Below are 26,567 nucleotides of genomic sequence, written 5' to 3' on the forward strand. Positions count from 1 at the left end.
GTTAAGCCTTGTCACGCCGATGGTACTGCGTCACAGTGGGAGAGTAGGTAGCCGCCGTTTTGATTGAAGCCTCCGGAACTTCTTCAAGTCCGGAGGCTTTTTTTTGTATACGCACGTGTGAAATGTGACCTCTACCGTTTTTTCGGCTCAGTTTGAAAACTTGGGGGAATTAGTTAAAAGCCTTATCTTTCCCGTGGGTGTGGATACGTTTCCCACGGAACTGTCCGGAAGGCTCCGCCATGTCCTTTCTCCGGCGGAAGCGGTTCCGGAAACCCTCGCCGGGTACTTATGCCTTGGAATAGGGACTGGAAATAGAACAGGCAGGTCTGAAGACCTGCCCTGATAGAGAACCGGGAGATGATAATAGGGCCTTTATGCAAGCTGCATGAGCCGAAAAGGGATAGTGGAGTATAAAGGGAAGAAGTGTACAATGAAAATCACTGATATGAGATATGAAAGGCAAACACACTTCAAAAAAACGCTAAATTATGCGCTAAAAATAATATATGTCTAATTTATATTTGAAAAATACGCACTTATATTATACATATTGGAATATTATTCGTATCTTTGTCGCCCGATTTATATAGTATTGCTTTGGGAAAGTTTGATAAATATAAGATTGAATTGAAGAATATGAAAGCGGACTCTGCTAAGTATGAGTTTACGCTGGATAATCAATTCTTTGTAGATCTGGATGGACCGGAAGTACAGAAAGGGAAACTGGCAGTAGAACTGAATGTGAAAAAGACATCCGGTGTTTTTCTGTTGGATTTTCAAACTGAAGGCTTTGTCATTGTACCGTGTGACCGTTGCTTGGATGAAATGGAATTACCTGTTTCAACTTCAGATAAACTGAAAGTAAAGTTAGGTTCTTCATTTGCGGAAGAGGGCGACATAGTTGTAGTACCTGAAGAAGATGGGTATATTAACATCGCATGGTTTTTGTATGAGTTTATAGCCTTGAATATTCCCATGAAGCATGTACATGCGCCTGGGAAATGCAACAAAGGCATGGTTGGCAAGCTGAGTAAGCATTTGCGCATTTCGGCGGATGATGAAGATGATGATGACATAGCGGTGGAGTTACCCGAAGGAGATATCAGCGAAGGGCCCCAGGAAATAGATCCGAGATGGAATGAATTAAAGAAAATATTAGATAATAATTAAAGTTTAGAAAAATGGCACATCCTAAAAGAAGACAATCAAAAACGAGAACTGCAAAGAGAAGAACTCATGATAAAGCAGTTGCTCCTACTTTAGCTATCTGTCCTAACTGCGGCGAATGGCATGTTTACCACACTGTATGTGGAGCTTGCGGTTATTATAGAGGTAAGTTAGCAATCGAAAAAGAAGCTGCTGTCTAATCAGTAGCTTTAAACACGTTTGTACGTTTTATAAAATAAAGCCGGCGAGCTTCGGCTCTGTCGGCTACTTTTTTGTAAGGGTATAAACTAATTAAATTGGAATGATGGAAAAAATAAATGCAGTAATAACAGGAGTCGGTGGATATGTACCAGATTATGTCTTGACTAACGAAGAGATTTCAAGAATGGTAGATACCAATGATGAATGGATTATGACTCGAATCGGAGTTAAAGAAAGACGTATTCTGAATGAAGAAGGATTAGGTACATCGTATATGGCGCGTAAGGCTGCCAAACAACTGATGCAGAAAACAGCTTCTAATCCGGATGACATTGATGCAGTAATCGTAGCAACTACTACTCCTGACTATCATTTCCCTTCCACTGCTTCTATCCTGTGTGATAAGCTGGGATTGAAAAATGCATTTGCATTTGATTTGCAGGCTGCCTGCTGCGGCTTTTTGTATTTAATGGAAACTGCTGCTTCACTTATCGCATCGGGAAGACATAAAAAGATTATTATTGTCGGTGCAGATAAGATGTCATCTATGGTAAACTACCAGGATCGTGCAACTTGCCCTATCTTTGGTGATGGTGCAGCAGCATGTATGGTGGAAGCTACTACAGAAGATTATGGTATTATGGATTCTATTCTTCGTACAGATGGTAAGGGACTTCCTTTTCTTCACATGAAAGCCGGTGGTTCTGTATGTCCTCCTTCTTATTTCACTGTTGATCATAAGATGCATTATCTTTATCAGGAAGGAAGAACAGTATTTAAATATGCTGTTTCCAATATGTCGGATATTACAGCGACTATTGCCGAAAAGAATGGTTTGAATAAAGATAATATCGACTGGGTAATTCCTCATCAGGCTAATCTGCGTATTATTGATGCGGTAGCCTCTCGCTTGGAAGTTCCCTTGGAAAAGGTAATGATTAATATTCAGCGATATGGTAATACCAGTGGTGCTACACTTCCGTTGTGTCTTTGGGATTACGAAAAGCAGCTGAAGAAAGGAGATAACCTGATATTTACAGCTTTCGGCGCAGGTTTTACCTATGGAGCCGTTTATGTGAAATGGGGTTACGATGGTAGTAAGAGATAATAATCATTAAACTACAAATACAAATGAACGCATCCGTATTCCGATGCGTTTTTTTGTCTGTAACCAATAAAATGAAAGAATTATGCATAAGGCAGGATTTGTAAACATAGTAGGAAACCCCAACGTAGGCAAGTCGACACTGATGAATTTGCTGGTGGGGGAACGTATTTCTATTGCAACGTTCAAGTCGCAGACAACTCGTCATCGTATCATGGGAATCTTGAATACGGACGATATGCAGATTGTATTCTCGGACACTCCGGGAGTAGTGAAGCCAAACTACAAGTTACAGGAATCTATGTTGAACTTCTCAGAGTCGGCATTGGTGGACGCGGATATATTGCTGTATGTGACAGATGTGGTGGAGAAAACGGATAAAAATGCGGACTTTATAGAAAAAGTCCGTAATGTCAAGGTTCCTGTCTTATTGTTAATTAATAAAATAGATTTGACCAATCAGGAAGATTTGGTCAAGTTGGTGGAAGCATGGCACGAACAGCTTCCTCAAGCTGAAATTATTCCGATTTCCGCTACTTCTAAATTCAATGTGGATACGGTAATGAAGCGTATCAAGGAATTGCTGCCCGATTCACCCCCCTATTTCGGTAAGGATCAGTGGACAGACAAACCGGCGCGTTTCTTTGTCACCGAGATTATCCGCGAGAAGATTTTGCTTTATTATGATAAGGAGATTCCTTATTCTGTAGAAGTGGTAGTGGAGCAATTTAAGGAAGATGCTAAGAGTATCCATATCAATGCTGTGATTTATGTGGAACGTGAATCGCAAAAAGGTATTATTATAGGTAAGCAGGGCAGGGCATTGAAGAAGGTGGCTACAGAGGCTCGTAAAACGTTGGAACATTTTTTCCAAAAGTCTATTTATCTGGAAACCTTTGTGAAAGTTGATAAGGATTGGAGAAGCTCGGACAAAGAATTAAAGAACTTTGGGTATCAAATGGATTAAAATCGACTGTGATAGCCGTAAACAAGAAAGAAAATGGGAAATTTAGTAGCAATCGTAGGACGCCCCAATGTGGGAAAGTCTACACTTTTTAATCGTCTGACCAAAACGCGTCAGGCAATTGTAAACGAGCAGGCAGGAACTACCCGCGACCGTCAGTATGGCAAGTCGGAATGGGTGGGACATGAGTTTTCTGTCGTTGATACCGGTGGATGGGTAGTAAACTCGGATGATGTTTTTGAGGAAGAGATCCGTAAACAGGTAAGTCTTGCCATAGATGAAGCGGATGTAATCTTGTTTGTTGTGGATGTAGTGAACGGGGTTACCGATTTGGATATGGCTGTAGCCTCTATTTTGCGGCGTACAAAGAAACCTGTTATTATGGTAGCTAACAAGACTGATAATAATGAACTGCAATATAATGCTGCCGAATTTTATAAATTGGGGCTGGGTGATCCCTATTGTATTTCTGCATTAAGCGGAAGCGGTACAGGGGAATTGTTGGATCTGGTGGTAGGTAAATTCAGTAAGGAGGGTGAAGAACTGCTGGATGAGGATATCCCTCGTTTTGCAGTAGTAGGACGTCCGAATGCCGGAAAATCTTCTATCATCAATGCCTTTATCGGGGAGGACCGTAATATTGTAACAGAGATTGCAGGTACTACCCGCGATTCTATTTATACCCGTTATGAAAAGTTTGGTTTTGACTTTTATCTGGTAGATACTGCCGGTATCCGTAAGAAGAATAAGGTAAGCGAGGATTTGGAATATTATTCTGTCATTCGCTCTATCCGTTCTATTGAGAATTCGGATGTGTGTATTCTTATGCTGGATGCCACCCGCGGCATTGAAGGACAGGATTTGAATATCTTCTCTCTCATTCAACGTAATCAGAAAGGTTTGGTGGTAGTGGTGAACAAATGGGACTTGGTAGAGAACAAGAATGCCAAAGTGATGAAAACTTATGAGGAAGCCATTCGTTCCCGTCTGGCACCGTTTGTTGATTTTCCTATCATCTTTGCTTCCGCTTTGACAAAACAACGTATTTTCAAGGTGCTGGAAACTGCAAAAGAAGTATATCAGGCACGTACTACCCGTATTCCGACAGCTCGTCTGAATGAAGAAATGCTTCCGTTGATCGAGGCTTATCCGCCTCCTTCAAATAAAGGTAAGTATATCAAGATTAAATATTGTACGCAGTTGCCAAACACACAGGTTCCTTCTTTTGTGTTCTTTGCTAATTTGCCGCAATACGTGAAAGAGCCTTATAAGCGTTTCCTTGAAAACAAGATACGTGAGAAATGGAATTTGTCAGGAACGCCGATAAATATCTTTATCAGACAGAAATAAGAATAGTGGTTAATGATTAGTGGTTAATGGTTTTCACCGTGATATCCGCTGGTTATTAACCACTAATCATTTTATCATTATTTTCTATGTTCTTCCACTTCTCTCACCTTGCGGAGCAGATCAGATGCAAAGATAAAATTATTCAGCCGTTCATTGGTAGCAGTGAACACATCATCTTTTGTTCCTTCCCATTCCTTATGTCCTTGATAAATATAGAGAATACTGTCGCCGATTCCCATAACGGAATTCATATCGTGAGTATTGATAATAGTGGTCATATTATACTCTGTAGTTATGTCATGAATCAGTTCATCAATTACCAGGGAGGTTTTAGGGTCCAGGCCGGAATTAGGTTCATCACAAAACAAATACTGGGGATTTAAAGCTATGGCACGTGCAATTGCTACACGCTTTTGCATACCACCACTGATTTCTCCCGGATATTTGCTTTGTGCCTCAATCAGGTTCACACGGTCCAGGCAGAATTGGGCGCGTTTTACGCGGTCACGATACGTATCGTTTGAGAACATATCCAATGGAAACATTACATTCTCTAGTACGGTAAGAGAGTCGAACAAGGCGGCACTTTGGAAAATCATTCCCATTTCGCGGCGCAATGTCTTTTTTTCTTTTTTATTCATGTTGAGGAAGTTGCGTCCGTCATACAGAATCTCGCCTTTTTCGGGAGTCAGCAAACCGACGATACACTTCATTAATACCGTCTTCCCGGAACCGCTCTGACCGATAATCAGATTGGTCTTACCATTGTTAAAAGTAGCATTGATATCCACCAATACGTCTTTTCCCTCGAATGATTTATATAATGATTTAACTTGTATCATCCCATTAAAAGTTGTGTTAATACTAAATCGGAAAATAGAATGAGTACACTGCTCATTACTACAGAATCTGTACTGGCTTTACCTACTGCAATAGAACCTCCTTCTACCGTGTAACCGAAATAAGCAGATACACTGGAAATGATGAAAGCGAAAAAGATAGATTTAATAAAACTGCACCATACAAACCATTCCTGAAAACTATATTGCAGCCCATAGGCCAGATCCTCGGCATTCATGACTCCTCCGAACCAACAGGTGCAAAAGGCACCAATAATCCCCGAGGATATGCTGAAAATAACCAAAAAAGGAATCATTGTCATCAAAGCTATAATTTTAGGAAGAATAAGGTATCCGGCGGAATTGACCCCCATGATTTCCAATGCATCAATCTGTTGGGTTACACGCATGGTTCCTATTTCGGAGGCAATATTAGAACCTACCTTTCCTGACAGGATCAAGCACATGATGGAGGAGGAGAATTCCAGCAACATGATTTCGCGAGTGGTGTAGCCTACCACAAAACGGGGCATCCACGGGCTTTCGATGTTTAATTTGATTTGAATGGTAATTACGGCACCAATGAAAAAAGAAATAAGCAGTACAATACCGATGGAATTTACTCCCAACTGTACCATCTCATTGAGATATTGCTTGAAAAACATATGCATACGTTCCGGACGAGCAAAAGTACGCCCCATCAGCATGATATATTTCCCTACGGTTGTTATGGGTCTTATCATCATAGTTTTCACAATTTCCTGCAAAAGTAGCCTTTTTTGTCTATATAAATGCAAAAGAAGTTCTGATTTTCTGTTCTGTTATGCGTTTCCTAAACTTTTTTAGTATTTTTGTCGCAAAATACATGGATATGTCAGAGCAGGAAATAGAACAACAAAATACAGTGACCGATGACAACCGTATGATACTTCGTACAGAAAATCTGGTGAAGAAATACGGCAAGCGTACGGTAGTAAGTCATGTTTCTTTTGATGTGAAGCAGGGAGAGATTGTAGGGTTATTGGGACCGAATGGTGCCGGTAAGACTACTTCGTTTTATATGACTACGGGACTTATCGTGCCGAATGAGGGGCATATATTCCTAAATGATTTGGATATTACCAGTTATCCTGTATATAAGCGTGCTCAGAATGGCATTGGATATTTAGCACAGGAGGCTTCAGTTTTTCGTAAGATGAGCGTGGAGGATAATATTGCCTCTGTGCTGGAGTTGACTAATACTACTCCGGAATATCAAAAGGACAAACTGGAAAGCTTGATTGCCGAGTTCCGTTTGCAGAAAGTACGTAAGAATTTGGGAGACCAGCTTTCAGGAGGCGAGCGTCGTCGTACGGAGATTGCGCGTTGTCTGGCTATCGACCCTAAGTTCATTATGTTGGATGAACCGTTTGCAGGAGTAGATCCTATTGCCGTAGAGGATATCCAGCATATTGTATGGAAATTGAAAGATAAAAATATTGGTATTTTAATTACCGACCATAATGCATTGGAAACGTTGCGCTTGACCGACCGTGCGTATCTGTTGTTTGAAGGAAAAATTCTGTTTCAGGGAACCCCTGAAGAACTAGCGGAAAATCCTGTTGTCCGTGAGAAATATCTAGGCACTAATTTTGTGCTTCGCCGTAAGGATTTTCAATTGGCGGAAAAGGACAGGCAGGGAAAAAATGTATAAAACCGGAGATGTGGGATATAAAAAAAGCTCTGAATTTGCTCAGAGCTTTTTTTTTGATTGTATCAGATAAGTAATTAGTCTCTAGGTCTTGCTTCCTTGATTACCAATTGGCGTCCCATGAATTCCGAGCCGTTCAGTTCATTCATGGCCTGGGCTGCTTCTGCGTCATTTTCCATTTCAACAAATGCAAATCCTTTAGATTTACCTGTTTCGCGGTCTTTGATAACTTTTACAGAAGTAACAACTCCATAAGCCGCCATTGCTTGTTCCAAATCTCCTTCCTTAACACGGTAGTTAAGGTTTCCAACATACATGTTCATAGTGAAAAAATAAAAATAATTAAAATAAAAAATACTCTCTGAGTGGTGATTATTAATGAAGTAGGGGATTCGAACGACAGAGAGTTTACGTAAGTGCTATTCGTACAAAAGTAAAACCTTGTAATAAAAATCACTAGCTATAATTAGTATCACCAGTCGGGCACAAAGGAACGCATAAATTTTGAATTTGCAAGAAGAAAAACAACTTTTTTTTCTTTTTTTTGAATCGGTTTCTTAGTCAGTCATTTTAAATGGATACTTTCTGCTGTCAATTAGTATTTTTTAGTCTGTGTATTTGGTTATTGAAAGATTAAACACTAATTTTGCAACCTCTTTGGTGAAAAACAGAAAGAAGTAATAATTAAATAAATAAAGTTCAGAATGAATATTTCATTGCAAAACGTTGACAAAGTGAGTGCATTGCTTACTTTAAAACTGGAAAAAGCTGATTATCAGGCAAGAGTAGAAAAGACACTGAAGACTTACCGTCAGAAAGCTAATATTCCGGGATTCCGTCCGGGTATGGTGCCTATGAGTTTGATTAAAAAACAATTTGGCAAGTCTGTCCTTGTAGAAGAGGTTGATAAAATGATGCAGGAAAAGGTAAACGAATATATCCGCGACAACAAAGTGAATATGCTGGGTATGCCGTTGCCTAATGAAGAAAAGATGAAACCTATCGATTTCGATACGCAAGAAGATTTTGAATTTGTGTTCGACATCGCTTTGGCTCCTGAATTTACAGCTGAAATCTCAGCTGCGGATACAGTGGATTACTATACTATCGAAGTTTCAGACGAACTGATAGAACAGCAGGTTAAAATGTATACTCAGCGTGCTGCAAAATATGATAAAGTAGAGCAGTATGAAGACAAAGACATGATTAAAGGTCTGTTGGCTGAATTGGATGAAAATGGAAATACTAAAGAAGGCGGTATTCAGGTAGAAGGTGCGGTAATGATGCCGGCTTATATGAAGAATGATGAGCAAAAGGCTATATTTAACGGTGCTAAAGTAAATGATGTGCTGGTATTTAATCCTGCTGTAGCATTTGATAATAATGAAGCTGAACTTTCTTCTTTGTTGAAGATAAAGAAAGAGGAAGTTGCCGGTGTGAAAGGTAACTTCAGCTTCCAGGTGGAAGAGATCACCCGTATGGTTCCCGCTGAGTTGAACCAGGAATTGTTCGACAATGTATTTGGCGAAGGCACTGTAAGCAGTGAGGAAGAATTCCGCGCTAAGATCAAAGAAGGAATTGCAAAGCAGTTCGAATCAGATAGCGATTATAAATTCTTGATCGATGTTCGTGAATATTTGGTTAATAAGATTGGTAAGTTGGAATTCCCCGATGCGTTACTGAAGCGTATCATGTTGCTGAATAATGAAGAGAAGGGTGAAGCTTTTGTCGCTGAAAACTATGACAAGAGTATCGAAGAACTGACTTGGCATCTGATTAAAGAGCAATTGCTCAAGAATAATGAGATTAAAGTGGAACAAGCCGATGTGATGAATATGGCCAAGGAAGCAACTCGCATTCAGTTTGCTCAATACGGAATGTTGAATATCCCTGAAGAAGTTCTAGAGAACTATGCAAAAGAAATGTTGAAGAAGCAGGAATCTGTAGAAGGTTTGGTAAACCGTGCTGCTGAAAGCAAACTTTCTGCCGCATTGAAAGCTAAGGCTACTTTAAACCACAAAACGGTTTCTATGGAAGAATTCAACAAAATGTTTGAATAATAACTTAGTAAGTCGAAGTAAGTGATTGCTAAAACTTTCTAAAAAAGGGGTTTTTGACCATAAATTTTCGTTATAGATAAGAGTATTGGATACGTTAACCGTATTTTTTTGTACTTTTGTTTGTTTGAAAAATAGAGGTTGAAAACCCTTTTTTGTTACTAATAACTAAACCATTAGATTATGGATGATTTTAGAAAATTTGCTACCAAGCATTTGGGGATGAACAGTATGGTGCTGGATGATGTCATCAAGTCGCAAGGATATCTGAATCCTTACATTTTGGAGGAGCGTCAGTTGAATGTGACTCAGTTGGATGTGTTTTCCCGACTGATGATGGACAGAATTATTTTTCTGGGTACACAGATTGATGATTATACAGCCAATACACTCCAGGCGCAGCTTTTATATTTGGACTCAGTAGAGTCTGGTAAAGATATATCTATTTATATCAATTCTCCCGGAGGATCTGTTTACGCCGGATTAGGTATTTATGATACCATGCAGTTCATTAATAGTGATGTTGCCACGATCTGTACAGGTATGGCCGCTTCGATGGCAGCCGTGCTGTTGGTTGCGGGAACAGAAGGTAAACGTTCTGCGTTGACTCATTCACGTGTGATGATTCATCAGCCGATGGGAGGCGCGCAAGGACAAGCTTCGGATATTGAGATCACGGCCCGTGAAATCCAAAAGTTGAAGAAAGAACTGTATACCATTATTGCAGACCACTCTCATACGGATTTTGACAAAGTATGGGCAGACTCTGACCGTGACTACTGGATGACAGCTCAGGAAGCTAAGGAATATGGTATGATTGATGAGGTGCTGTCACGCAAACCGGCTGCTCTATAATGTATTTATTTCCATTCGATAAGAATAACAGTACTAAAAACAACCCAGGTTTCCGCTATCATTTCATGCAGGCTTCTTTCTTAAAGACGCATTAGGAAACTTGGATATTTAAAGGAATAAACATTGGAAGATAATAAAACACCTAGAAACAGTAGAAGGAAATGTAGTTTCTGCGGACGTTCGGAAAATGAAGTCGGATTTCTGATAACCGGAATGAACGGCTGCATTTGTGACAGTTGCTCGGAGCAGGCATATGAAATTATGCAGGAAGCCATGCATCAAAAAAAAGGTGCACCGGGTGAGTTGAACTTGAAGGAACTTCCGAAGCCAAAGGAAATCAAGGAATTTCTTGACCAATACATTATTGGTCAGGATGACGCCAAACGCTATCTTTCCGTTGCCGTTTACAATCATTACAAGCGTCTGCTCCAAAAAGTGGATAAGGATGATATAGAGATTGAAAAGTCCAATATCATTATGGTAGGTAGTACGGGAACGGGAAAAACCTTGCTGGCACGCACTATTGCCAAATTATTGCATGTGCCGTTTACCATTGTTGACGCCACCGTGCTGACAGAGGCCGGATATGTGGGTGAAGATATTGAGAGTCTTTTAACCCGTCTGCTTCAAGTAGCGGATTATAATGTGGCGGAAGCTGAAAGAGGCATCGTATTTATTGATGAGATTGACAAGATTGCCCGTAAAGGAGATAACCCCTCCATTACTCGTGATGTAAGTGGTGAAGGTGTACAACAAGGTCTGTTGAAACTGCTGGAAGGATCTATCGTGAATGTACCACCTCAGGGAGGACGTAAACACCCCGACCAGAAAATGATTCCGGTCAATACGAAAAACATTCTGTTTATTTGTGGTGGGGCATTTGATGGTATTGAACGCAAAATTGCGCAACGTTTGAATACGCATGTGGTAGGTTATAGCGCGGCAAAGGACGTGGTGAAGATAGATCGCGGCAACTTGATGCAATATATTGCCCCTCAGGATTTGAAATCATTCGGGCTGATTCCTGAAATCATAGGCCGTCTGCCCATCTTGACTTATCTGAATCCGTTGGATAGAACCGCTTTGCGCAATATCTTGACGGAACCGAAGAATTCCATTATCAAACAGTATGTTAAATTATTTGAAATGGATGGGGTCAAGCTGGAGTTTCAACCCGAAGTATTCGAGTATATTGTAGACAAAGCTATTGAGTATAAGTTAGGAGCACGCGGATTACGTTCCATTGTGGAAACGATCATGATGGACGTTATGTTTGAAATTCCCTCTCAGAAAGCGAAAAAGTACGAAGTGACACTTGATTTTGCAAAACAGCAGATGGGAAAGGCAAATATTTCGCGAATGCAAACAGCTTAGTATCAAGATATAAAGGGAGAGAGAAAGAAAAAATGCAATTCTTCTGAAAAATATTACCCGAAATATTCGTGTAATTTGAGAACTTGTTTATAACTTTGTTAGGCAACAAAAGATGTAAAACAAGAAATCGGGAAAACCGTGAAAAACTATTGATACAATGACGGAGAATATAAATTTAACGGACGCATTAAAAAAGTATTTTGGATTTGATACTTTCAAAGGTAATCAGGAAGCGATTATCCGTAATCTGCTTGCCGGAAATGATACATTTGTTTTGATGCCTACGGGCGGTGGTAAATCGTTATGCTATCAGTTGCCATCCCTTATCATGGATGGAACAGCAATCGTTATATCTCCTTTAATTGCATTGATGAAGAATCAGGTGGATGCCATGCGTAATTTCAGTGAGGAAGACGGAGTAGCACACTTTATAAATTCGTCATTGAACAAATCGGCTATAGACCAGGTTAAATCGGATATCCTGAGCGGCAAAACCAAATTGCTCTACGTAGCTCCCGAATCCTTGACAAAGGAGGAGAATGTAGATTTCCTGAAAGGAGTGAAGATCTCATTTTATGCGGTGGATGAAGCACACTGTATTTCGGAATGGGGGCATGACTTCCGTCCGGAGTACCGTCGCATCCGTCCTATTATTAATGAAATAGGAAAGGCGCCGGTGATTGCCCTTACTGCTACTGCAACTCCGAAAGTGCGTATGGATATTCAAAAAAATCTGGGTATGCAGGATGCGCAGGAGTTCAAGTCCTCTTTCAATCGCCCGAACCTGTATTATGAAGTGCGCTCGAAGACAAATAATATTGACAGGGATATTATCAAGTTTATCAAGGCTAATCCTGGTAAATCAGGTATTATCTACTGTTTGAGCCGTAAGAAGGTGGAAGAATTGGCCGAAGTGCTTCAAGCTAACGGAATCAATGCGCGTGCTTATCATGCCGGAATGGATTCTGCTACACGCACAGCCAATCAAGACGGGTTCCTGAAAGAGGATATAGATGTGATTGTAGCTACCATCGCTTTTGGAATGGGAATTGATAAGCCCGATGTGCGCTTTGTGATACATTATGATATTCCGAAAAGTCTGGAAGGTTATTATCAGGAAACGGGGAGAGCCGGTCGTGACGGAGGGGAAGGTCAGTGTATTACGTTCTATTCCAACAAGGACTTGCAGAAGCTGGAGAAGTTTATGCAGGGAAAGCCCGTGGCAGAGCAGGAAATCGGTAAACAGTTGCTGTTGGAAACAGCTGCATACGCAGAGTCTTCTATATGCCGTCGTAAATCATTGTTACATTATTTTGGGGAAGAATATACAGAGGAGAATTGTGGAAATTGTGATAACTGTTTAAATCCTAAAAAGCAAGTGGAGGCTCAGGATTCATTATGCGCTGTGATTGAAGCAATCATAGCAGTGAAAGAAAACTTTAAAGCAGATTATATAATTGATATTCTTTTGGGTAAGGAAACGTCAGAAGTACTTGCTCATAAACATGAAGAACTGGAAGTATTCGGTTCAGGCATGGGAGAAGAAGAAAAAATGTGGAATGCTGTCATTCGTCAGGCTTTGATAGCGGGTTATTTAAGTAAAGACGTAGAGAATTACGGTCTGTTGAAGGTTACCCCTGAAGGACATAAATTCTTGAAAAAACCGAAATCCTTCAAGATTGTTGAAGACAATGATTTTGAGGAGGAGGAAGAAGAAACTCCGGTTCGGGGAGGTGCCTCTTGTGCAGTAGACCCCGTGCTTTACTCTATGTTGAAGGATTTGCGTAAGAAGCTGTCCAAGAAACTGGATGTGCCGCCGTATGTTATTTTCCAGGATCCTTCTTTGGAGGCGATGGCTACCATTTATCCGGTGACTTTGGAAGAATTGCAGAATATTCCGGGCGTAGGTGCCGGAAAGGCAAAACGTTATGGCCAGGAGTTCTGTGTATTGATAAAGAAGCATTGTGAGGAAAATGAAATAGAGCGTCCGGAGGATTTGCGTGTCCGTACGGTGGCCAATAAATCCAAACTGAAGGTATCCATCATTCAGGCTATTGACCGGAAGGTAGCCTTGGACGACATTGCAGTGTCAAAGGGGTTGGAGTTCGGTGAATTATTGGATGAAGTGGAGGCTATTGTTTATTCAGGAACCAAGCTGAATATTGATTACTTCCTGGAGGAAATTATGGATGAAGACCATTTGAACGATATTTATGATTACTTCAAGGAGTCTACAACAGACAAAATAGATGACGCGATGGATGAATTGGGTGATGACTATACGGAGGATGAAATCCGGTTGGTCCGCATCAAGTTTATTTCTGAAATGGCAAATTGATGCTTCTTTGATTGTTTTGATAATAAAAAAGCCGGGCGACAGAGATGTTTGTCCGGCTTTTCATATGTTTTTATAGCATATTCTTGTTTCGGGAGAAAATATCCGTTGTATTTGCATAAACCTTAAATTTGGTATTATGAGAAATCTAAACTGTCACATCCGTCACATCTGTCACACAGCAGTTTATGCGCTTGAATTACAACGTGTTGCGATGGTGACGGATAGCGTGACGGATACGGTGACAGACTTTTGTCAATCTTGCACATATGCTACAGCCTCTTTTTACATGCATGATGTGGGTTGTTCCACTTGTTGGAACAGTTTGTTCCGCCCAGTGGAACAAATAGTTTCATGCTAATGGAACAAATTATTCCTATCAGTGGAACAACTTATTTCTATATGTAAAGACAGGTTGTACCATGCGCTAGAATTAATGGTTTCTATTAGAAAAACTCATTGTTCCAAATGGTGCAATACATTGTATCATAGCATATAATGGTCTGGATTATACCTGTCGCGAATGCATTCCTTCAATATCTTTCCGCTTCACCTCCCTATCGGAAACTCCTGTGCCCTTCGCGTCCTTTTTTTTGAAAGAAACCTTCCTGTATATTGCTTTGTTTCCCGATTTTATCCGTATCTTTATAGATTGGAAAAAACGAATAAATACACGATAAATGATAAAGATTACCCAAGTACGCGACGGCGGAAACCATGTAACCCAAAGCACCCTTACACTGGATGCATGGGTAGAAAGAATGAAAGAGGAAGTGAAAACCTATCCCGTCACCATGTTCAGAAGCCAGTTGCGCCATTTCCTCCCCGGCGACCATTGCGAGGCGGCGGACAAACTGCCCAAGATGATGCCCGCCGCCGAGTTCCGCAAGACGGAGGGCGGACAGTGCATGAAGGCTTATAACGGATTGGTGGAATTGACCGTAGGCCCCTTGGCGGGCAGGGCGGAAGTGGAGCAGGTGAAACGGGAGGCATGGAAGTTGCCGCAGACGCGGTGCGCCTTTATGGGCGCCAGCGGACATTCGGTGAAAATCCTGGTGGCTTTCACCCGACCCGACAATACGCTGCCCCTTACCCGTGCGGAGGCGGAAGCGTTTCATGCTCATGCCTACATCATGGCGGTGAAGTGCTACCAGCCCCAGTTGTCATTCGATATCCGTCCCAAGGAACCTTTCCTGGAACAATATTCACGCCTTTCCTATGACCCCGATGTGCTTTACCGGCCGGACTCCGTGCAGTTCTACCTGTCACAGCCTATGGGGATGCCCGATGAAATGGCCTTGCATACCGAACCTGCTGTCTCCGGCCAGCGTCCTTTGGAACGTGCCTTGGGGAGTTATGAAACGGCAGATGCGCTCTCCATGCTGTTCGAGGCGGCCTTGAGGCAGGCTTACATTGATTTGGATAAGCCCGATCCGGCCGATGAAAAGTCCTCCTATAGCTGGGATACCCTTCTTTCGCAACTGGCGTTGAACTGTTTCCGGTCGGGCATTCCGGAGGAAGCGGTGGTCAGCAGGGCGCGTTTCCGTCATTTTGCACGCAAACCTTTGGAACTGGTGCGTCAGGTGGTACGGAATGTGTACAGCCGGCGTCAGGATTTCGGAAGCAAATGCGCTTTGAGCCGTGAGCAGCAATTGTCGGTCCTCATTGCCGAGTTTATGAAAAGACGTTATGAATTTCGCTTTAACGTGCAGACCGGCGAGGCGGAGTTCCGCGAGCGGCATTCCTTCTGCTTCCGCTTTCAGCCGGTGGACAAGCGTGCGCTGAACAGCATCGCCCTGGATGCACAGGCCGAAGGTATCCCATTGTGGGACAGGGATATCAGCCGCTATGTGTATTCCAATCGTGTGCCGGTGTATAATCCGCTGGAGGATTTTCTGTTCAACCTTCCGGAGTGGGACGGACGCGACCGCATCCGTCCGCTGGCGCAGACCGTACCTTGTAACAATCCGCATTGGCCCGAATTGTTCCATCGCTGGTTTCTGAACATGGTGGCTCATTGGCGGGGAATGGACAAGCGCTATGCCAACAGTGTTTCGCCCCTGCTGGTGGGAGCGCAGGGAACGCGCAAGTCCACCTTTTGCCGCAGCATCATGCCGCCTTCCGAATGTTCCTACTATACGGACAGCCTCGATTTCTCACGCAAGAAAGATGTCGAACTAAGCCTGAATCGCTTCGCGTTGATCAACATTGACGAGTTCGACCAGGTGAGCGCCACACAACAGGGATTCTTGAAGCACATCCTGCAAAAGCCGGTGGTGAATGCGCGCCGGCCTTACGGCACATCGGTGGTGGAGATGCGCCGCTATGCTTCGTTCATTGCCACCAGTAACCACAAGGATTTGCTGACCGATCCTTCGGGCAGCCGCCGCTTCATCTGCATTGAGGTGAAGGGGGTGATTGATACCTCGCGTCCCATAGACTACGATCAGTTGTATGCACAGGCCATGCACGAGCTGGCGCACGGCGAGCGTTACTGGTTTAATGATGCGGACGAGTATGTCATGACGGAGGCGAACCGCGAATTTCAGCAATATTCTCCTGAAGAGCAGTTCCTTTTCCGTTATTTCCGCATGGCGGAAGCGGGGGAAGAGGGCGAGTGGATGGCGCCTGCCGAAATATTGAAGATATTGCATCAGGAAGTGGATATTCCATTGAACGCCAAGAGGGTGGCGGCATTCGGACGAATTTTGAGGAAACAGGGTATTCCTTCACGGCATACACGTAAAGGCACTGTGTATCAGCTGGTAAGGGCATGATGAGGTCCGGAGGCGGCGGTGTGACAGATAAAAGTCCGTCACACCATCTGTCACACCATCTGTCACAGTGGTAAACTATTGTCGCACAATGTGTTGCATGCGGCTGTGACAGTGTGACGGATATTACCAGTTAAATTCATTTGTGTAGTAGTCGAATGACGGCTCTTCGCTGATGCCTCTCTGGCGGAACAGAAGGCGGATGGTCTGTTGGTCCTGTGGTGAAAAAGGGCGTTCCTTGCGGAAGCACCGGTAATACTGGCTTCTGCCCAGGTGGTTGATGATCATATTGCGCAGCAGGCTGCCTTCTTTGTAGGGCACATTGTCCAGCAGGTGGGTGACTCCCCATGCCATCCGCACTTTGTCGGTGGAACGGAACAGTTCACATTCTTCACCCTCCTTGGGATAACGGAGCGGGTTTACCACTTTGAGAAATAGATGTTCATCCGTATCCTGCAGGGCGGCAGTTCGTCTCAGGCAGTTTTGGGAACGGGGGCATGTGGCGTTAAGGCAGCGTGCGAAGTCTTTGGGCGCAAAGGGAAATTGCGGTTGTTTTTCCATGTTTCTTTTGTTTCTTTTGTTCAAAGTACAAATTTAATGAAAAACACTGGACCTGAAGAATAAAAGCGCTTCATTTGTTTCATGAACTCCCTGTTTTTTTGTAATTGTTTTATGTGAGCCATTTGGGGGACTGATTCTTTTTATTTCTGCAAAATTTCGTATTCTCTTAGCAAAAAAATATTCTATCGTTTTCCCATATTGAATAAAATGCGTATATTTGCACGCAATAAAATCTAAACGCATAAAGCCCTATGTCATTTATTGCAGATAAAATCGTAATGGACGGATTAACCTACGACGATGTATTGTTGATCCCCGCCTATTCTGAAGTTTTACCAAAAACAGTCGAACTCACGACTAAGTTCTCACGCAACATCGAGTTGAAAGTCCCTTTTGTGACTGCCGCTATGGATACGGTTACAGAAGCGAAAATGGCCATTGCCATTGCCCGTGAAGGGGGAATCGGTGTGATTCACAAAAACATGTCTATCGAAGAGCAGGCACGTCAGGTAGCCATAGTGAAACGTGCGGAAAACGGTATGATTTATGATCCTGTGACTATCAAGAGAGGATCTACTGTGAGAGATGCACTTGCGTTGATGTCTGAATATAGAATCGGCGGTATCCCTGTAGTAGACGATGAAAGATATTTGGTAGGTATTGTGACGAACCGTGACCTTCGTTTTGAGAAGGATATGGACAAACGTATTGATGAAGTAATGACGAAGGAGAATATTGTCACTACCAACCAGTCCACTGACATGGAGGCTGCCTCACGGATTCTGCAAGAGCATAAGATTGAAAAGTTGCCGGTGGTGGATAAGGAAGGTAAACTGGTAGGTCTTATTACTTATAAAGATATTACAAAAGCGAAAGATAAACCGATGGCTTGCAAGGATGCCAAAGGACGTTTGCGTGTGGCTGCCGGTGTAGGGGTTACTGCCGATACGCTGGACCGTATGCAGGCCTTGGTTGATGCCGGTGCGGATGCAATCGTTATTGATACGGCTCATGGCCACTCCATGTATGTGATCGAAAAATTGAAAGAAGCTAAGAAACGTTTCCCGAATATTGATATTGTGGTAGGTAATATCGCTACGGGCGAAGCTGCCAAAATGTTGGTGGAAGCCGGTGCGGATGGTGTGAAGGTCGGTATCGGTCCGGGTTCTATCTGTACTACCCGTGTGGTTGCCGGTGTGGGTGTTCCCCAGCTTTCTGCCGTTTATGATGTTGCCAAGGCGTTGAAAGGTACAGGTATACCCTTGATTGCTGATGGTGGCTTGCGTTATTCGGGGGATGTGGTAAAAGCTTTGGCTGCCGGCGGTTATAGTGTAATGATCGGTTCATTGGTTGCCGGAACGGAAGAGTCACCGGGTGATACGATTATCTTTAACGGACGTAAATTCAAATCTTATCGTGGAATGGGATCTTTGGAAGCGATGGAGAACGGCTCGAAGGATCGTTATTTCCAGAGCGGAACTGCCGATGTGAAGAAACTGGTTCCGGAAGGTATTGCAGCCCGTGTACCTTATAAAGGTACTTTGTATGAAGTGATTTACCAGTTGGTAGGTGGTCTTCGTGCGGGAATGGGATATTGTGGCGCTGCTAATATAGAACAATTGCATGATGCCAAATTCACCCGTATTACTAACGCAGGTGTATTGGAAAGTCATCCGCATGATGTGGCCATAACCAGCGAGGCTCCTAACTACAGCCGTCCTCAATAAAATGTATGAATGATGCCGCATAGAATGGTCGGTATTCTGTCACTTCTCCTTGTGTTCGCGTTGGAAATGCGGGCGCAAGGAGAAGTTGTGTTATCTATTGACGGTGAACCTGTAAAACGTTCCGAGTTTGAATATTATTTTCGTAAATCTTCTCATCGGACCCCGCTTTCTTTTCTACCTTCTTTTATCAACTATAAATTAAAAGTACGCTATGCACATGATATGGGAATAGATACGTTGTCTGTTTTCCGCAGGCAGGTGGACTGGTATCGGGGCAAACTTTTAAGAACTTATTTGGCAGATGCAGAAAAGGAGGAACAGGCTGCCCGCCGATTATACCTGCAAGGTGAACAACGTTTGCAGGCAAATGATTGGATAAAAATTGCCCATATTAGCAAATATTTATCCCAGAATGCAAGCCGTCAGGAGGAAATGAGGGTGCGGCAGCAAATGGATTCGGTTTATGAAGCATTGCGGGAAGGCGCGGATTTTGCAACGCTGGCCCGCCGGTACTCGGATGATGAAGCTTGTAAAAATGTGGGAGGAGTGTTGCCGTGGATGCCTGTGAACAAGAATATGCAGGAATGGATAGACAAACTGGAATCTTTGGAAAGAAATAAGATTTCAGCTCCTTTTTATTCACCTATGGGCATTCATATAGTGAAATGGATAGAGCGCAGGCAGGGTGTCAGTTTTGAAGAAAAACGGGAACAGTTATTGAATTATCTGGAGAAGAATGGCAATTGTACATGGAAGGAGCTTTCTGCAGGACAGAAGGAAGAACTGGAGTTCCGGGTGCGGGAATTGCAGGATGGTTTGCTTGCGGCTTATTTGTCGCAAAAATATCAATCGGGTGATGAAGCTTGGAATGAGGATGACCTGGAACGCTTCTTCAAGCAACATAAATCAGACTATGCCTGGGAATTGCCGCATTATCGGGGAGCAGTGATTCATTGTAAAGATAGAAAAACGGCTTCAGCCATTAAGAAACAATTGAAAAAAAAACCGGTATCCCAGTGGAAAGATATATTACATACACTGACCGGAGATGATGCTTCCTCCAAAGTTCGTATGGAAGCAGGTGTCTTTCAGATAGGGACCAACAGGTATATTGATAAATTGGTCTTTAAATGCGGTAGCTTTCAGCCTGAGCCGGATTTACCTTATACTTTTGTGATGGGAAAGAAGTTAAAGAAAGGTCCTGAAAGTTATGAGGATGTAAGAGAAGCGGTTGTCAAGGATTATCTGACTGTCTATGAGGATGCCTGGTTGAAAGATTTGAAGCAGAAATATAAGGTTGAAATTAACCAAGAGGTTTTAAAAACAGTTAATAATAACGGAAGTAATTAATTATTGCAGTATCTTCGTTCACTATTTTAATGTTATATGAATATCGTGAAAAACTGGGGGGTGTTACTTGTTATAGCAGGTGCTTTGTCGGGATGCGGCCAGGAGCACGACCATAAGGGGAGGACTCCTTTAGTGGAAGTTGCTGGTGAATATCTCTATAAAGAAGATTTGCAGGCGGCGTTGCCTTTCCATATTTCAAAAGACGATAGTGTCTTGTTTGCCGAGCACTATATAAAAAACTGGGTGGAGGATGTGCTGCTTTTTGATAAAGCGGAAGGAAATATTCCTGATAATGCAAAGATTGCCAAGTTAGTGGAGAACTATCGCAGGGCATTGATCATGCATACGTATCAGGAGGAACTGGTTAATCAGAAACTGGCCAATGAGATAAGTGATGAGGAAATCAGCACTTATTATGAGAAAAACAAGGAGTTGTTTCATACAGAACATCCTTTTGTGAAAGGGCTGTTTATAAAAGTCCCTCTTCATTCTCAGGATTTGGCAAGTGTACGCAAATGGTATAAAAAAAATAACCGGGATGCTATTGAGAGCCTGGAAAAATACAGTTTGCGCAATGCGGTGAGCTATGATTATTTTTATGACCGTTGGATGCCATTGTCCGATATTGCTGTCAAAATACCTTTGAAAGCGCTTGATACGGATGAGAACTATTTGGACAAGAACCGGAATATAGAGGTAAAAGACACGGCGTTTTGTTATTTCCTGCATGTAGAGGAATTCTTGGGTAAGGACCAACAGAGGCCGCTGGATTTTGCAAAGACGGAAATTAAGGAGATTTTAATAAACCTGAAGCGGGTTGAATTTATAAATAAAGTCAAAGAAGAGTTATACCGACACGCTTCGGACAGGAACAAGATTAATTACTATTATTTGAATTCAAATGAATAAATTGATGTGTACCAAAGTTTATGCACTGATGCTGATGCTGTTTGCCGTTGTTTCAGTATACGGGCAAGACAATGTGATAGACGAGGTTGTATGGGTAGTAGGTGATGAGGCCATTCTAAAATCGGACGTGGAGAATGAACGTCTGAATGCCCAGTATGAAGGCCGCAAGTTTGACGGTGATCCGTATTGTATTATTCCGGAGCAGCTTGCCATCCAGAAATTGTTTCTTCATCAGGCTGCTATTGATAGTATTGAGGTTTCCGAACAGGAAATTATCAGTGATGTGGAAAGACGTACAAATTGGCTGATTGATCAGATTGGTTCTAAGGAAAAAGTAGAAGAATATTATAATAAGACTTCTACACAAATACGCGAAATGCTCCGCGAGAATATACGTGATGGAAAAACGGTGCAGAAAATGCAGCAGCAGATTGTGGGGGATATCAAGATTACTCCGGCCGAAGTCCGTCGTTATTTCAAGGATCTTCCTCAAGACAGTATTCCTTTTATTCCTACTCAGGTAGAAGTGCAGATCATTACTATGGAACCTAAGATTCCGCAGGAAGAAATTGAGCGTGTGAAGAAGACTTTGCGTGACTATACGGAACGTGTTACTTCCGGTGAAATAGCTTTCTCCACTTTGGCACGTCTGTATTCGGAAGATGAAGGTTCGCGCCGCCGTGGTGGCGAACTCGGCTTTATGGGCAGGGCTGAGCTGGTACCTGAATATGCGAATGTGGCATTCAATCTGCAAGATCCTAACAAGGTATCCAAGATTGTGGAGTCTGAATTCGGCTTCCATATTATCCAGTTGATCGAAAAACGTGGTGACCGTATCAATACCCGCCATATCTTGTTAAAACCGAAAGTGGATGAAAAAGATCTGGAAGCAGCCTTGTTACGTCTGGATTCTATTGCCAATGATATCCGTAATGAGAAATTTACTTTTGATGATGCCGCTACTTATATCTCTCACGATAAGGACACGCGTAACAACCATGGTTTGATGGCGAATCCGCAGACTGGTACGGCGCGTTTTGAAATGCAACAATTGGCACAGGTGTCACAAGAGGCTGCAAAGATGGTGGAAGGCATGAATGTGGGGGAAATTTCCAAACCTTTTACCATGATTAATGCAAAAGGAAAGGAAATTTGCGCTATCGTGAAATTGAAAACCCGTTTGAACGGGCATAAGGCAACCATAACGGAAGACTACCAACGGCTGAAAGGCATCGTGATGGAAAAACGCAGCGAAGAAAAACTTGATAAGTGGATCAGGGATAAACAAAAACATACCTACGTGCGTATTAATGAGAAGTGGCAGAAATGCGATTTCAAATATCCGGGTTGGGTAAAGAAATAATGTAGTGTATAAAGTATATGCTTGGAAAAAGAAAGAATAAATACTCTTCGGGCAGGCATAGGATACTTGTGGTAAGTGTCCTGTGCCTGTTCGGCTTTTGCTTGCTGGCTCAGGTGAGACCGGCTAAAAAAGGGGAACAGAAACCGGCTAAAAGCAAGGTGTATCTGTTGCATTCGGATGTGTTGAAGAAAAGTCCGTTGAATCCGGACCCGGATGCACAGATTCTGATTGGAAACGTTGCGTTCCGTCACGACAGTGTATATATGTATTGTGACAGTGCCTGTTTCTATGAGAAAACGAATTCGCTGGAAGCTTTTGACAATGTGAAGATGGTGCAGGGGGATACCTTGTTTCTGTATGGGGACTATTTGTTTTATGACGGAAATACCCAGATTGCCCAGGTACGCTATAATGTACGCATGGAAAACAAGAATACGACTTTGTTGACGGATAGCCTGAACTACGATCGTATTTATAATTTGGGATATTACTTTGATGGCGGGACATTGATGGACGAGGAGAATGTATTGACTTCGGAATGGGGGGAATATAGTCCGGCTACCAAAATATCTGTGTTCAATTATGATGTGAAGTTGGTCAACCCTAAGTTTATTTTGACTTCCGATACATTACGATACAGTACAGCAACCAAAATAGCCAATATCCTTGGTCCGTCCGATATTGTCAGTGATGCTAACCATATTTATTCGGAATTGGGCTTTTATAATACTCAGATAGGGCAGGCGGAATTGTTGGACCGGTCCGTGCTGACCAATGAGGGGAAGCGTTTGACTGGAGACAGTCTGTTTTATGATCGTGTAAAAGGATACGGGGAGGCGTTTGATAATGTGATCATGACAGATACTGTAAACAAGAATATGCTGACTGGTGATTATTGTTATTATAATGAATTGACCAAGTATGCTTTTGCTACTAAAAAAGCGGTGGCAGTGGATTATTCACAAGGTGACAGCTTGTTTATGCATGCCGATACATTGCAAATGTATACCTACTATTTGAATACTGATTCTATGTTCCGGGAAACGCGGGCGTATCATAAGGTACGTATGTATCGCACGGATGTGCAGGGGGTATGCGATTCGTTGGTCTTTTCCTCCAAGGATAGCTGCCTGACCATGTATTATGACCCTATACTGTGGAATAACAACCAGCAGTTGCTGGGAGAGAAAATCATGATTTATATGAATGACAGTACGATAGACTGGGCACATATTCAGAATCAGGCTTTGTCTGTAGAACAACTGGATTCTACTAGTTATAATCAGGTGACAGGAAAAGAGATGAAGGCTTGGTTTCAAGGCGGTGAGATGCGCAAAGTAGATGTGATCGGTTCGGTTCGTCTGGTATATTATCCGATGGAAAGCGACAGTACACTGATTGGAATGAATGTTTCTGAAACCAGTCTGCTGAATATGTTTCTGGAAAACCGGAAGATGAAAAAAATGATTATGAGTCCGAAATCGAACGGTACTCTTTATCCTATGCTCCAACGTCCGCCGGAGAAGATGAAGTTGGATAACTTTGTGTGGTTTGACTATATCCGTCCGCTTGATAAAGAGGATATCTTTAAGTGGCGTGGAAAGAAAGCCGGTCAGGGGTTGAAGAAGAGTAACCGGAGTGCTGTTCCTTTGCCCAATCATAATTTATTTAATAAAAAGAAATAGCTATGGGAATGTTTAAGATGGAAAAGCCCCGCCGTTTCAACCATCAATATATTTATGTGGATGAACGGAAGGAGAAGCTGCAAAAACTGGAGGAGAAAGCCAAACGCGAGTTGGGTATGCTTCCTCCCAAAGAATTTTCTCCGGAAGATATCCGTGGAAAGTTCGTTCAAGGTACCAAGCATTTAAAACGCAGAAAAGAAAGCGGGCGTAAGCCGATGACTTATGGAGCTTTGTTTGTGGCCATTTTGGTTTTGTTGTATATTCTGCATTACCTGGTGACCGGTGAGTTTACTTTTTAATTACGTAAGTTTATAAGATATATGAGCGATATTATCCGTTTGCTGCCGGATTCCGTTGCCAATCAGATAGCAGCGGGAGAGGTGATTCAGCGTCCTGCATCAGTGATTAAAGAATTGGTGGAGAATGCTATCGACGCAGGTGCTCAGCACGTTGACGTGTTGGTAGTGGATGCAGGAAAGACTTCCATTCAGGTGATTGATGATGGAAAAGGTATGTCGGAAACAGATGCACGTTTGTCTTTTGAGCGCCATGCGACTTCTAAAATTCGTGAAGCTGCTGATTTGTTTGCTTTGCATACCATGGGATTTCGTGGAGAGGCTTTGGCTTCTATTGCTGCTGTGGCTCAGGTGGAGCTTCGTACTCGTATGGAAGGGGAGGAATTGGGAACGATGTTGACGATATCCGGCTCCAAGGTAGAGGGACAGGAGGCGGTTTCTTGCCCGAAAGGCAGTAGCTTCAGTGTGAAGAATTTATTCTTTAATGTGCCGGCGCGTCGTAAGTTCCTGAAGTCGAACCAGACGGAGCTGAGTAATATATTGACGGAGTTTGAACGGATTGTATTGGTTAATCCGGAGGTGTCTTTCACTTTGCATCATAATGGGGCGGAACTGTTCAATCTTCCTGCACTTCAGTTGCGCCAGCGTATCATGGGAGTTTTCGGAAAGAAAATAAATCAGGAGTTGTTATCGCTGGATGTAGATACTACAATGGTCCGTGTTTCCGGGTTTGTAGGAAAACCTGAAACAGCCCGTAAGAAAGGAGCCCGCCAATATTTCTTTGTAAACGGGCGATATATGCGCCATCCTTATTTTCATAAGGCTATCATGGATGCATACGAGCAGTTGGTTCCCGTGGGTGAGCAAGTATCTTATTTCATTTATTTTGAGGTGGATCCTGCTAATATTGATGTGAACATACATCCTACTAAAACAGAGATAAAGTTTGAGAACGAGCAAGCCATCTGGCAGATATTGGCAGCTGCCGTGAAAGAAACTCTAGGTAAGTTCAATGCGGTACCTTCCATTGATTTTGATACGGAGGGAATGCCGGATATTCCAGCCTTTGATGCATCTCCATACACTGGTATACAGCCACCAAAGACGACTTATAATCCTGATTATAATCCTTTTAATGTTTCGGCTGCTCCTCCCTCTTCTTATTCAAAGCCTAGTAAGGACTGGGAACAACTGTATGCGGGGCTGGAACGTCATGCTTCTTCTCAAAACTTTCATCCTGACGAGAATGATTATAGGGCGGAAGAGGCTTCTCCTGCGGAGGAAAATCCCGGATTGTATGATCATGTGGAGGACTCTTCAGTCAGTGAGAAATCCGGCCAGCATTATCAGTTTAAAGGACGTTTTATTTTGACTTCTGTAAAGTCCGGCTTAATGATCATTGATCAGCAGCGTGCCCATATCCGTATTTTATATGACAAGTATATAGACCAGATAAGTCGTCGTCAAGGTGTTTCTCAAGGAATGCTGTTTCCGGATATTGTGCAGTTTCCGCTTTCCGAAGTGGCTATTTTGCAGGAAATTATGGAAGACTTGTCTTTCCTGGGATTCGAACTGACTGATTTGGGAGGAGGAAGTTATGCCATAAACGGTGTTCCTGCAGGTATTGAAGGCCTTAACCCGATAGACTTGATCCAAAATATGGTGCATACAGCTATGGAAAAAGGTGGCAAGGTAAAAGAAGAGGTGCAGAGTATTCTGGCATTGACTTTGGCTAAAGCGGCGGCAATTGTTCCCGGACAAGTGTTGACGAATGAGGAAATGACAGGTTTGGTGGATGGCTTATTTGCTGTGGCTACTCCTAATTATACTCCGGATGGTAAAACGGTTCTTTCCGTGATTAATGAGGATGATTTGGAAAAACTGTTTAAATAATTTGCCAATGTGCTGGTTTGCCAATGTGCTGCTCTATGTCCGCATGGTAATTGACACATTGGCATATTGACA

At 42.7% G+C, this 26,567-nt stretch carries 22 protein-coding genes; 18 read left to right on the top strand and 4 right to left on the bottom strand.

What is annotated here, in order from left to right; translation table 11 throughout:
- Nucleotides 1–636: 636 nt before the first annotated feature.
- From RE317_RS18170 to der, 5 genes are all read left to right on the top strand, one after another.
- Nucleotides 637–1,170, top strand: coding sequence for a DUF177 domain-containing protein (locus tag RE317_RS18170; protein WP_080510721.1), 534 nt, complete (start codon nt 637–639; stop codon nt 1,168–1,170).
- Between the two features lie 11 nt (nt 1,171–1,181).
- Complete coding sequence (gene rpmF / locus RE317_RS18175) at nt 1,182–1,367, top strand: 50S ribosomal protein L32 (protein ID WP_002562387.1); 186 nt, start codon at nt 1,182–1,184, stop codon at nt 1,365–1,367.
- A 104-nt stretch (nt 1,368–1,471) separates the two neighbouring features.
- On the top strand, nt 1,472–2,476 hold the full coding sequence (locus RE317_RS18180; RefSeq protein WP_008655190.1) for a beta-ketoacyl-ACP synthase III: 1,005 nt from the start codon (nt 1,472–1,474) through the stop codon (nt 2,474–2,476).
- An 82-nt stretch (nt 2,477–2,558) separates the two neighbouring features.
- A complete protein-coding gene (gene era, locus RE317_RS18185) occupies nt 2,559–3,440 on the top strand; it encodes a GTPase Era (protein ID WP_005840230.1) in 882 nt (293 codons plus the stop codon).
- A gap of 33 nt (nt 3,441–3,473) precedes the next feature.
- On the top strand, nt 3,474–4,787 hold the full coding sequence (gene der, locus RE317_RS18190) for a ribosome biogenesis GTPase Der (RefSeq protein WP_005840228.1): 1,314 nt from the start codon (nt 3,474–3,476) through the stop codon (nt 4,785–4,787).
- A 77-nt stretch (nt 4,788–4,864) separates the two neighbouring features.
- Here der and RE317_RS18195 read toward each other — a convergent pair whose 3' ends face one another.
- A complete protein-coding gene (locus RE317_RS18195; protein ID WP_005840227.1) occupies nt 4,865–5,629 on the bottom strand; it encodes an ABC transporter ATP-binding protein in 765 nt (254 codons plus the stop codon).
- Nucleotides 5,626–6,369 (bottom strand): ABC transporter permease, encoded by a 744-nt coding sequence (locus tag RE317_RS18200; RefSeq protein WP_032935144.1) that lies wholly within the window; start codon nt 6,367–6,369, stop codon nt 5,626–5,628. The genes RE317_RS18195 and RE317_RS18200 overlap by 4 nt, the downstream gene beginning before the upstream one ends.
- A 128-nt stretch (nt 6,370–6,497) precedes the next feature.
- Here RE317_RS18200 and lptB point away from each other — a divergent pair, with 128 nt between their 5' ends.
- Entirely contained in the window at nt 6,498–7,319 is an 822-nt protein-coding gene (lptB, locus tag RE317_RS18205) for an LPS export ABC transporter ATP-binding protein (protein WP_005852797.1), read from the top strand.
- 74 nt (nt 7,320–7,393) lie between these two features.
- Here the strand turns inward: lptB and RE317_RS18210 are convergent, their stop codons facing one another.
- Nucleotides 7,394–7,639, bottom strand: a complete 246-nt coding sequence (locus RE317_RS18210) for an RNA-binding protein (RefSeq protein WP_005840220.1) — start codon at nt 7,637–7,639, stop codon at nt 7,394–7,396.
- Between the two features lie 381 nt (nt 7,640–8,020).
- Here RE317_RS18210 and tig point away from each other — a divergent pair, with 381 nt between their 5' ends.
- From tig to RE317_RS18235, 5 genes are all read left to right on the top strand, one after another.
- Nucleotides 8,021–9,376, top strand: coding sequence for a trigger factor (gene tig / locus RE317_RS18215; protein ID WP_005840219.1), 1,356 nt, complete (start codon nt 8,021–8,023; stop codon nt 9,374–9,376).
- Nucleotides 9,377–9,556: 180 nt separating this feature from the next.
- The gene (gene clpP, locus RE317_RS18220) at nt 9,557–10,228 is read left to right on the top strand and encodes an ATP-dependent Clp endopeptidase proteolytic subunit ClpP (protein WP_005840217.1); all 672 of its coding nucleotides are present in this window, start codon (nt 9,557–9,559) and stop codon (nt 10,226–10,228) included.
- A gap of 123 nt (nt 10,229–10,351) precedes the next feature.
- Nucleotides 10,352–11,602 carry an ATP-dependent Clp protease ATP-binding subunit ClpX gene (gene clpX, locus RE317_RS18225; RefSeq protein ID WP_005840215.1) on the top strand — a complete coding sequence of 417 codons (1,251 nt, stop codon included), beginning with the start codon at nt 10,352–10,354 and terminating at the stop codon, nt 11,600–11,602.
- A gap of 157 nt (nt 11,603–11,759) precedes the next feature.
- Complete coding sequence (gene recQ, locus RE317_RS18230; protein ID WP_005840213.1) at nt 11,760–13,940, top strand: DNA helicase RecQ; 2,181 nt, start codon at nt 11,760–11,762, stop codon at nt 13,938–13,940.
- A 677-nt stretch (nt 13,941–14,617) separates the two neighbouring features.
- Entirely contained in the window at nt 14,618–16,714 is a 2,097-nt protein-coding gene (locus tag RE317_RS18235; RefSeq protein ID WP_117694150.1) for a BT4734/BF3469 family protein, read from the top strand.
- 123 nt (nt 16,715–16,837) lie between these two features.
- On the opposite strand, the gene RE317_RS18240 is transcribed toward RE317_RS18235, so the two are convergent.
- Complete coding sequence (locus RE317_RS18240) at nt 16,838–17,272, bottom strand: DUF6078 family protein (protein WP_016271391.1); 435 nt, start codon at nt 17,270–17,272, stop codon at nt 16,838–16,840.
- Between the two features lie 251 nt (nt 17,273–17,523).
- On the opposite strand from RE317_RS18240, the gene guaB reads away from it, so the two are divergent.
- The 7 genes from guaB to mutL are packed head-to-tail and all read left to right on the top strand — an operon-like array spanning nt 17,524 to nt 26,495.
- The gene (gene guaB / locus RE317_RS18245) at nt 17,524–18,999 is read left to right on the top strand and encodes an IMP dehydrogenase (protein WP_005840208.1); all 1,476 of its coding nucleotides are present in this window, start codon (nt 17,524–17,526) and stop codon (nt 18,997–18,999) included.
- 12 nt (nt 19,000–19,011) lie between these two features.
- Complete coding sequence (locus tag RE317_RS18250; protein ID WP_117848848.1) at nt 19,012–20,349, top strand: peptidylprolyl isomerase; 1,338 nt, start codon at nt 19,012–19,014, stop codon at nt 20,347–20,349.
- Between the two features lie 36 nt (nt 20,350–20,385).
- Nucleotides 20,386–21,258, top strand: a complete 873-nt coding sequence (locus RE317_RS18255) for a peptidyl-prolyl cis-trans isomerase (protein WP_022508951.1) — start codon at nt 20,386–20,388, stop codon at nt 21,256–21,258.
- Nucleotides 21,259–21,262: 4 nt separating this feature from the next.
- Entirely contained in the window at nt 21,263–22,621 is a 1,359-nt protein-coding gene (locus RE317_RS18260; protein WP_005840202.1) for a peptidylprolyl isomerase, read from the top strand.
- 17 nt (nt 22,622–22,638) lie between these two features.
- Entirely contained in the window at nt 22,639–24,306 is a 1,668-nt protein-coding gene (locus RE317_RS18265; protein WP_117848845.1) for an OstA-like protein, read from the top strand.
- A gap of 2 nt (nt 24,307–24,308) precedes the next feature.
- Entirely contained in the window at nt 24,309–24,605 is a 297-nt protein-coding gene (locus RE317_RS18270) for a hypothetical protein (protein ID WP_005840198.1), read from the top strand.
- Between the two features lie 21 nt (nt 24,606–24,626).
- Nucleotides 24,627–26,495, top strand: a complete 1,869-nt coding sequence (mutL, locus tag RE317_RS18275) for a DNA mismatch repair endonuclease MutL (protein ID WP_005840196.1) — start codon at nt 24,627–24,629, stop codon at nt 26,493–26,495.
- Nucleotides 26,496–26,567: the final 72 nt, after the last annotated feature.

Source organism: Phocaeicola sp. GP0067 (genome assembly GCF_031119655.1).
Lineage (GTDB): Bacteria > Bacteroidota > Bacteroidia > Bacteroidales > Bacteroidaceae > Phocaeicola > Phocaeicola vulgatus.

Coding starts and splice junctions, on each gene's coding strand:
- RE317_RS18170 (WP_080510721.1), top strand. CDS start 637: ATGAAAGCGGACTCTGCTAAGTATGAGTTTACGCTGGATAATCAATTC.
- rpmF (WP_002562387.1), top strand. CDS start 1,182: ATGGCACATCCTAAAAGAAGACAATCAAAAACGAGAACTGCAAAGAGA.
- RE317_RS18180 (WP_008655190.1), top strand. CDS start 1,472: ATGGAAAAAATAAATGCAGTAATAACAGGAGTCGGTGGATATGTACCA.
- era (WP_005840230.1), top strand. CDS start 2,559: ATGCATAAGGCAGGATTTGTAAACATAGTAGGAAACCCCAACGTAGGC.
- der (WP_005840228.1), top strand. CDS start 3,474: ATGGGAAATTTAGTAGCAATCGTAGGACGCCCCAATGTGGGAAAGTCT.
- RE317_RS18195 (WP_005840227.1), bottom strand. CDS start 5,629: ATGATACAAGTTAAATCATTATATAAATCATTCGAGGGAAAAGACGTA.
- RE317_RS18200 (WP_032935144.1), bottom strand. CDS start 6,369: ATGATAAGACCCATAACAACCGTAGGGAAATATATCATGCTGATGGGG.
- lptB (WP_005852797.1), top strand. CDS start 6,498: ATGTCAGAGCAGGAAATAGAACAACAAAATACAGTGACCGATGACAAC.
- RE317_RS18210 (WP_005840220.1), bottom strand. CDS start 7,639: ATGAACATGTATGTTGGAAACCTTAACTACCGTGTTAAGGAAGGAGAT.
- tig (WP_005840219.1), top strand. CDS start 8,021: ATGAATATTTCATTGCAAAACGTTGACAAAGTGAGTGCATTGCTTACT.
- clpP (WP_005840217.1), top strand. CDS start 9,557: ATGGATGATTTTAGAAAATTTGCTACCAAGCATTTGGGGATGAACAGT.
- recQ (WP_005840213.1), top strand. CDS start 11,760: ATGACGGAGAATATAAATTTAACGGACGCATTAAAAAAGTATTTTGGA.
- RE317_RS18235 (WP_117694150.1), top strand. CDS start 14,618: ATGATAAAGATTACCCAAGTACGCGACGGCGGAAACCATGTAACCCAA.
- RE317_RS18240 (WP_016271391.1), bottom strand. CDS start 17,272: ATGGAAAAACAACCGCAATTTCCCTTTGCGCCCAAAGACTTCGCACGC.
- guaB (WP_005840208.1), top strand. CDS start 17,524: ATGTCATTTATTGCAGATAAAATCGTAATGGACGGATTAACCTACGAC.
- RE317_RS18250 (WP_117848848.1), top strand. CDS start 19,012: ATGCCGCATAGAATGGTCGGTATTCTGTCACTTCTCCTTGTGTTCGCG.
- RE317_RS18255 (WP_022508951.1), top strand. CDS start 20,386: ATGAATATCGTGAAAAACTGGGGGGTGTTACTTGTTATAGCAGGTGCT.
- RE317_RS18260 (WP_005840202.1), top strand. CDS start 21,263: ATGTGTACCAAAGTTTATGCACTGATGCTGATGCTGTTTGCCGTTGTT.
- RE317_RS18265 (WP_117848845.1), top strand. CDS start 22,639: ATGCTTGGAAAAAGAAAGAATAAATACTCTTCGGGCAGGCATAGGATA.
- RE317_RS18270 (WP_005840198.1), top strand. CDS start 24,309: ATGGGAATGTTTAAGATGGAAAAGCCCCGCCGTTTCAACCATCAATAT.
- mutL (WP_005840196.1), top strand. CDS start 24,627: ATGAGCGATATTATCCGTTTGCTGCCGGATTCCGTTGCCAATCAGATA.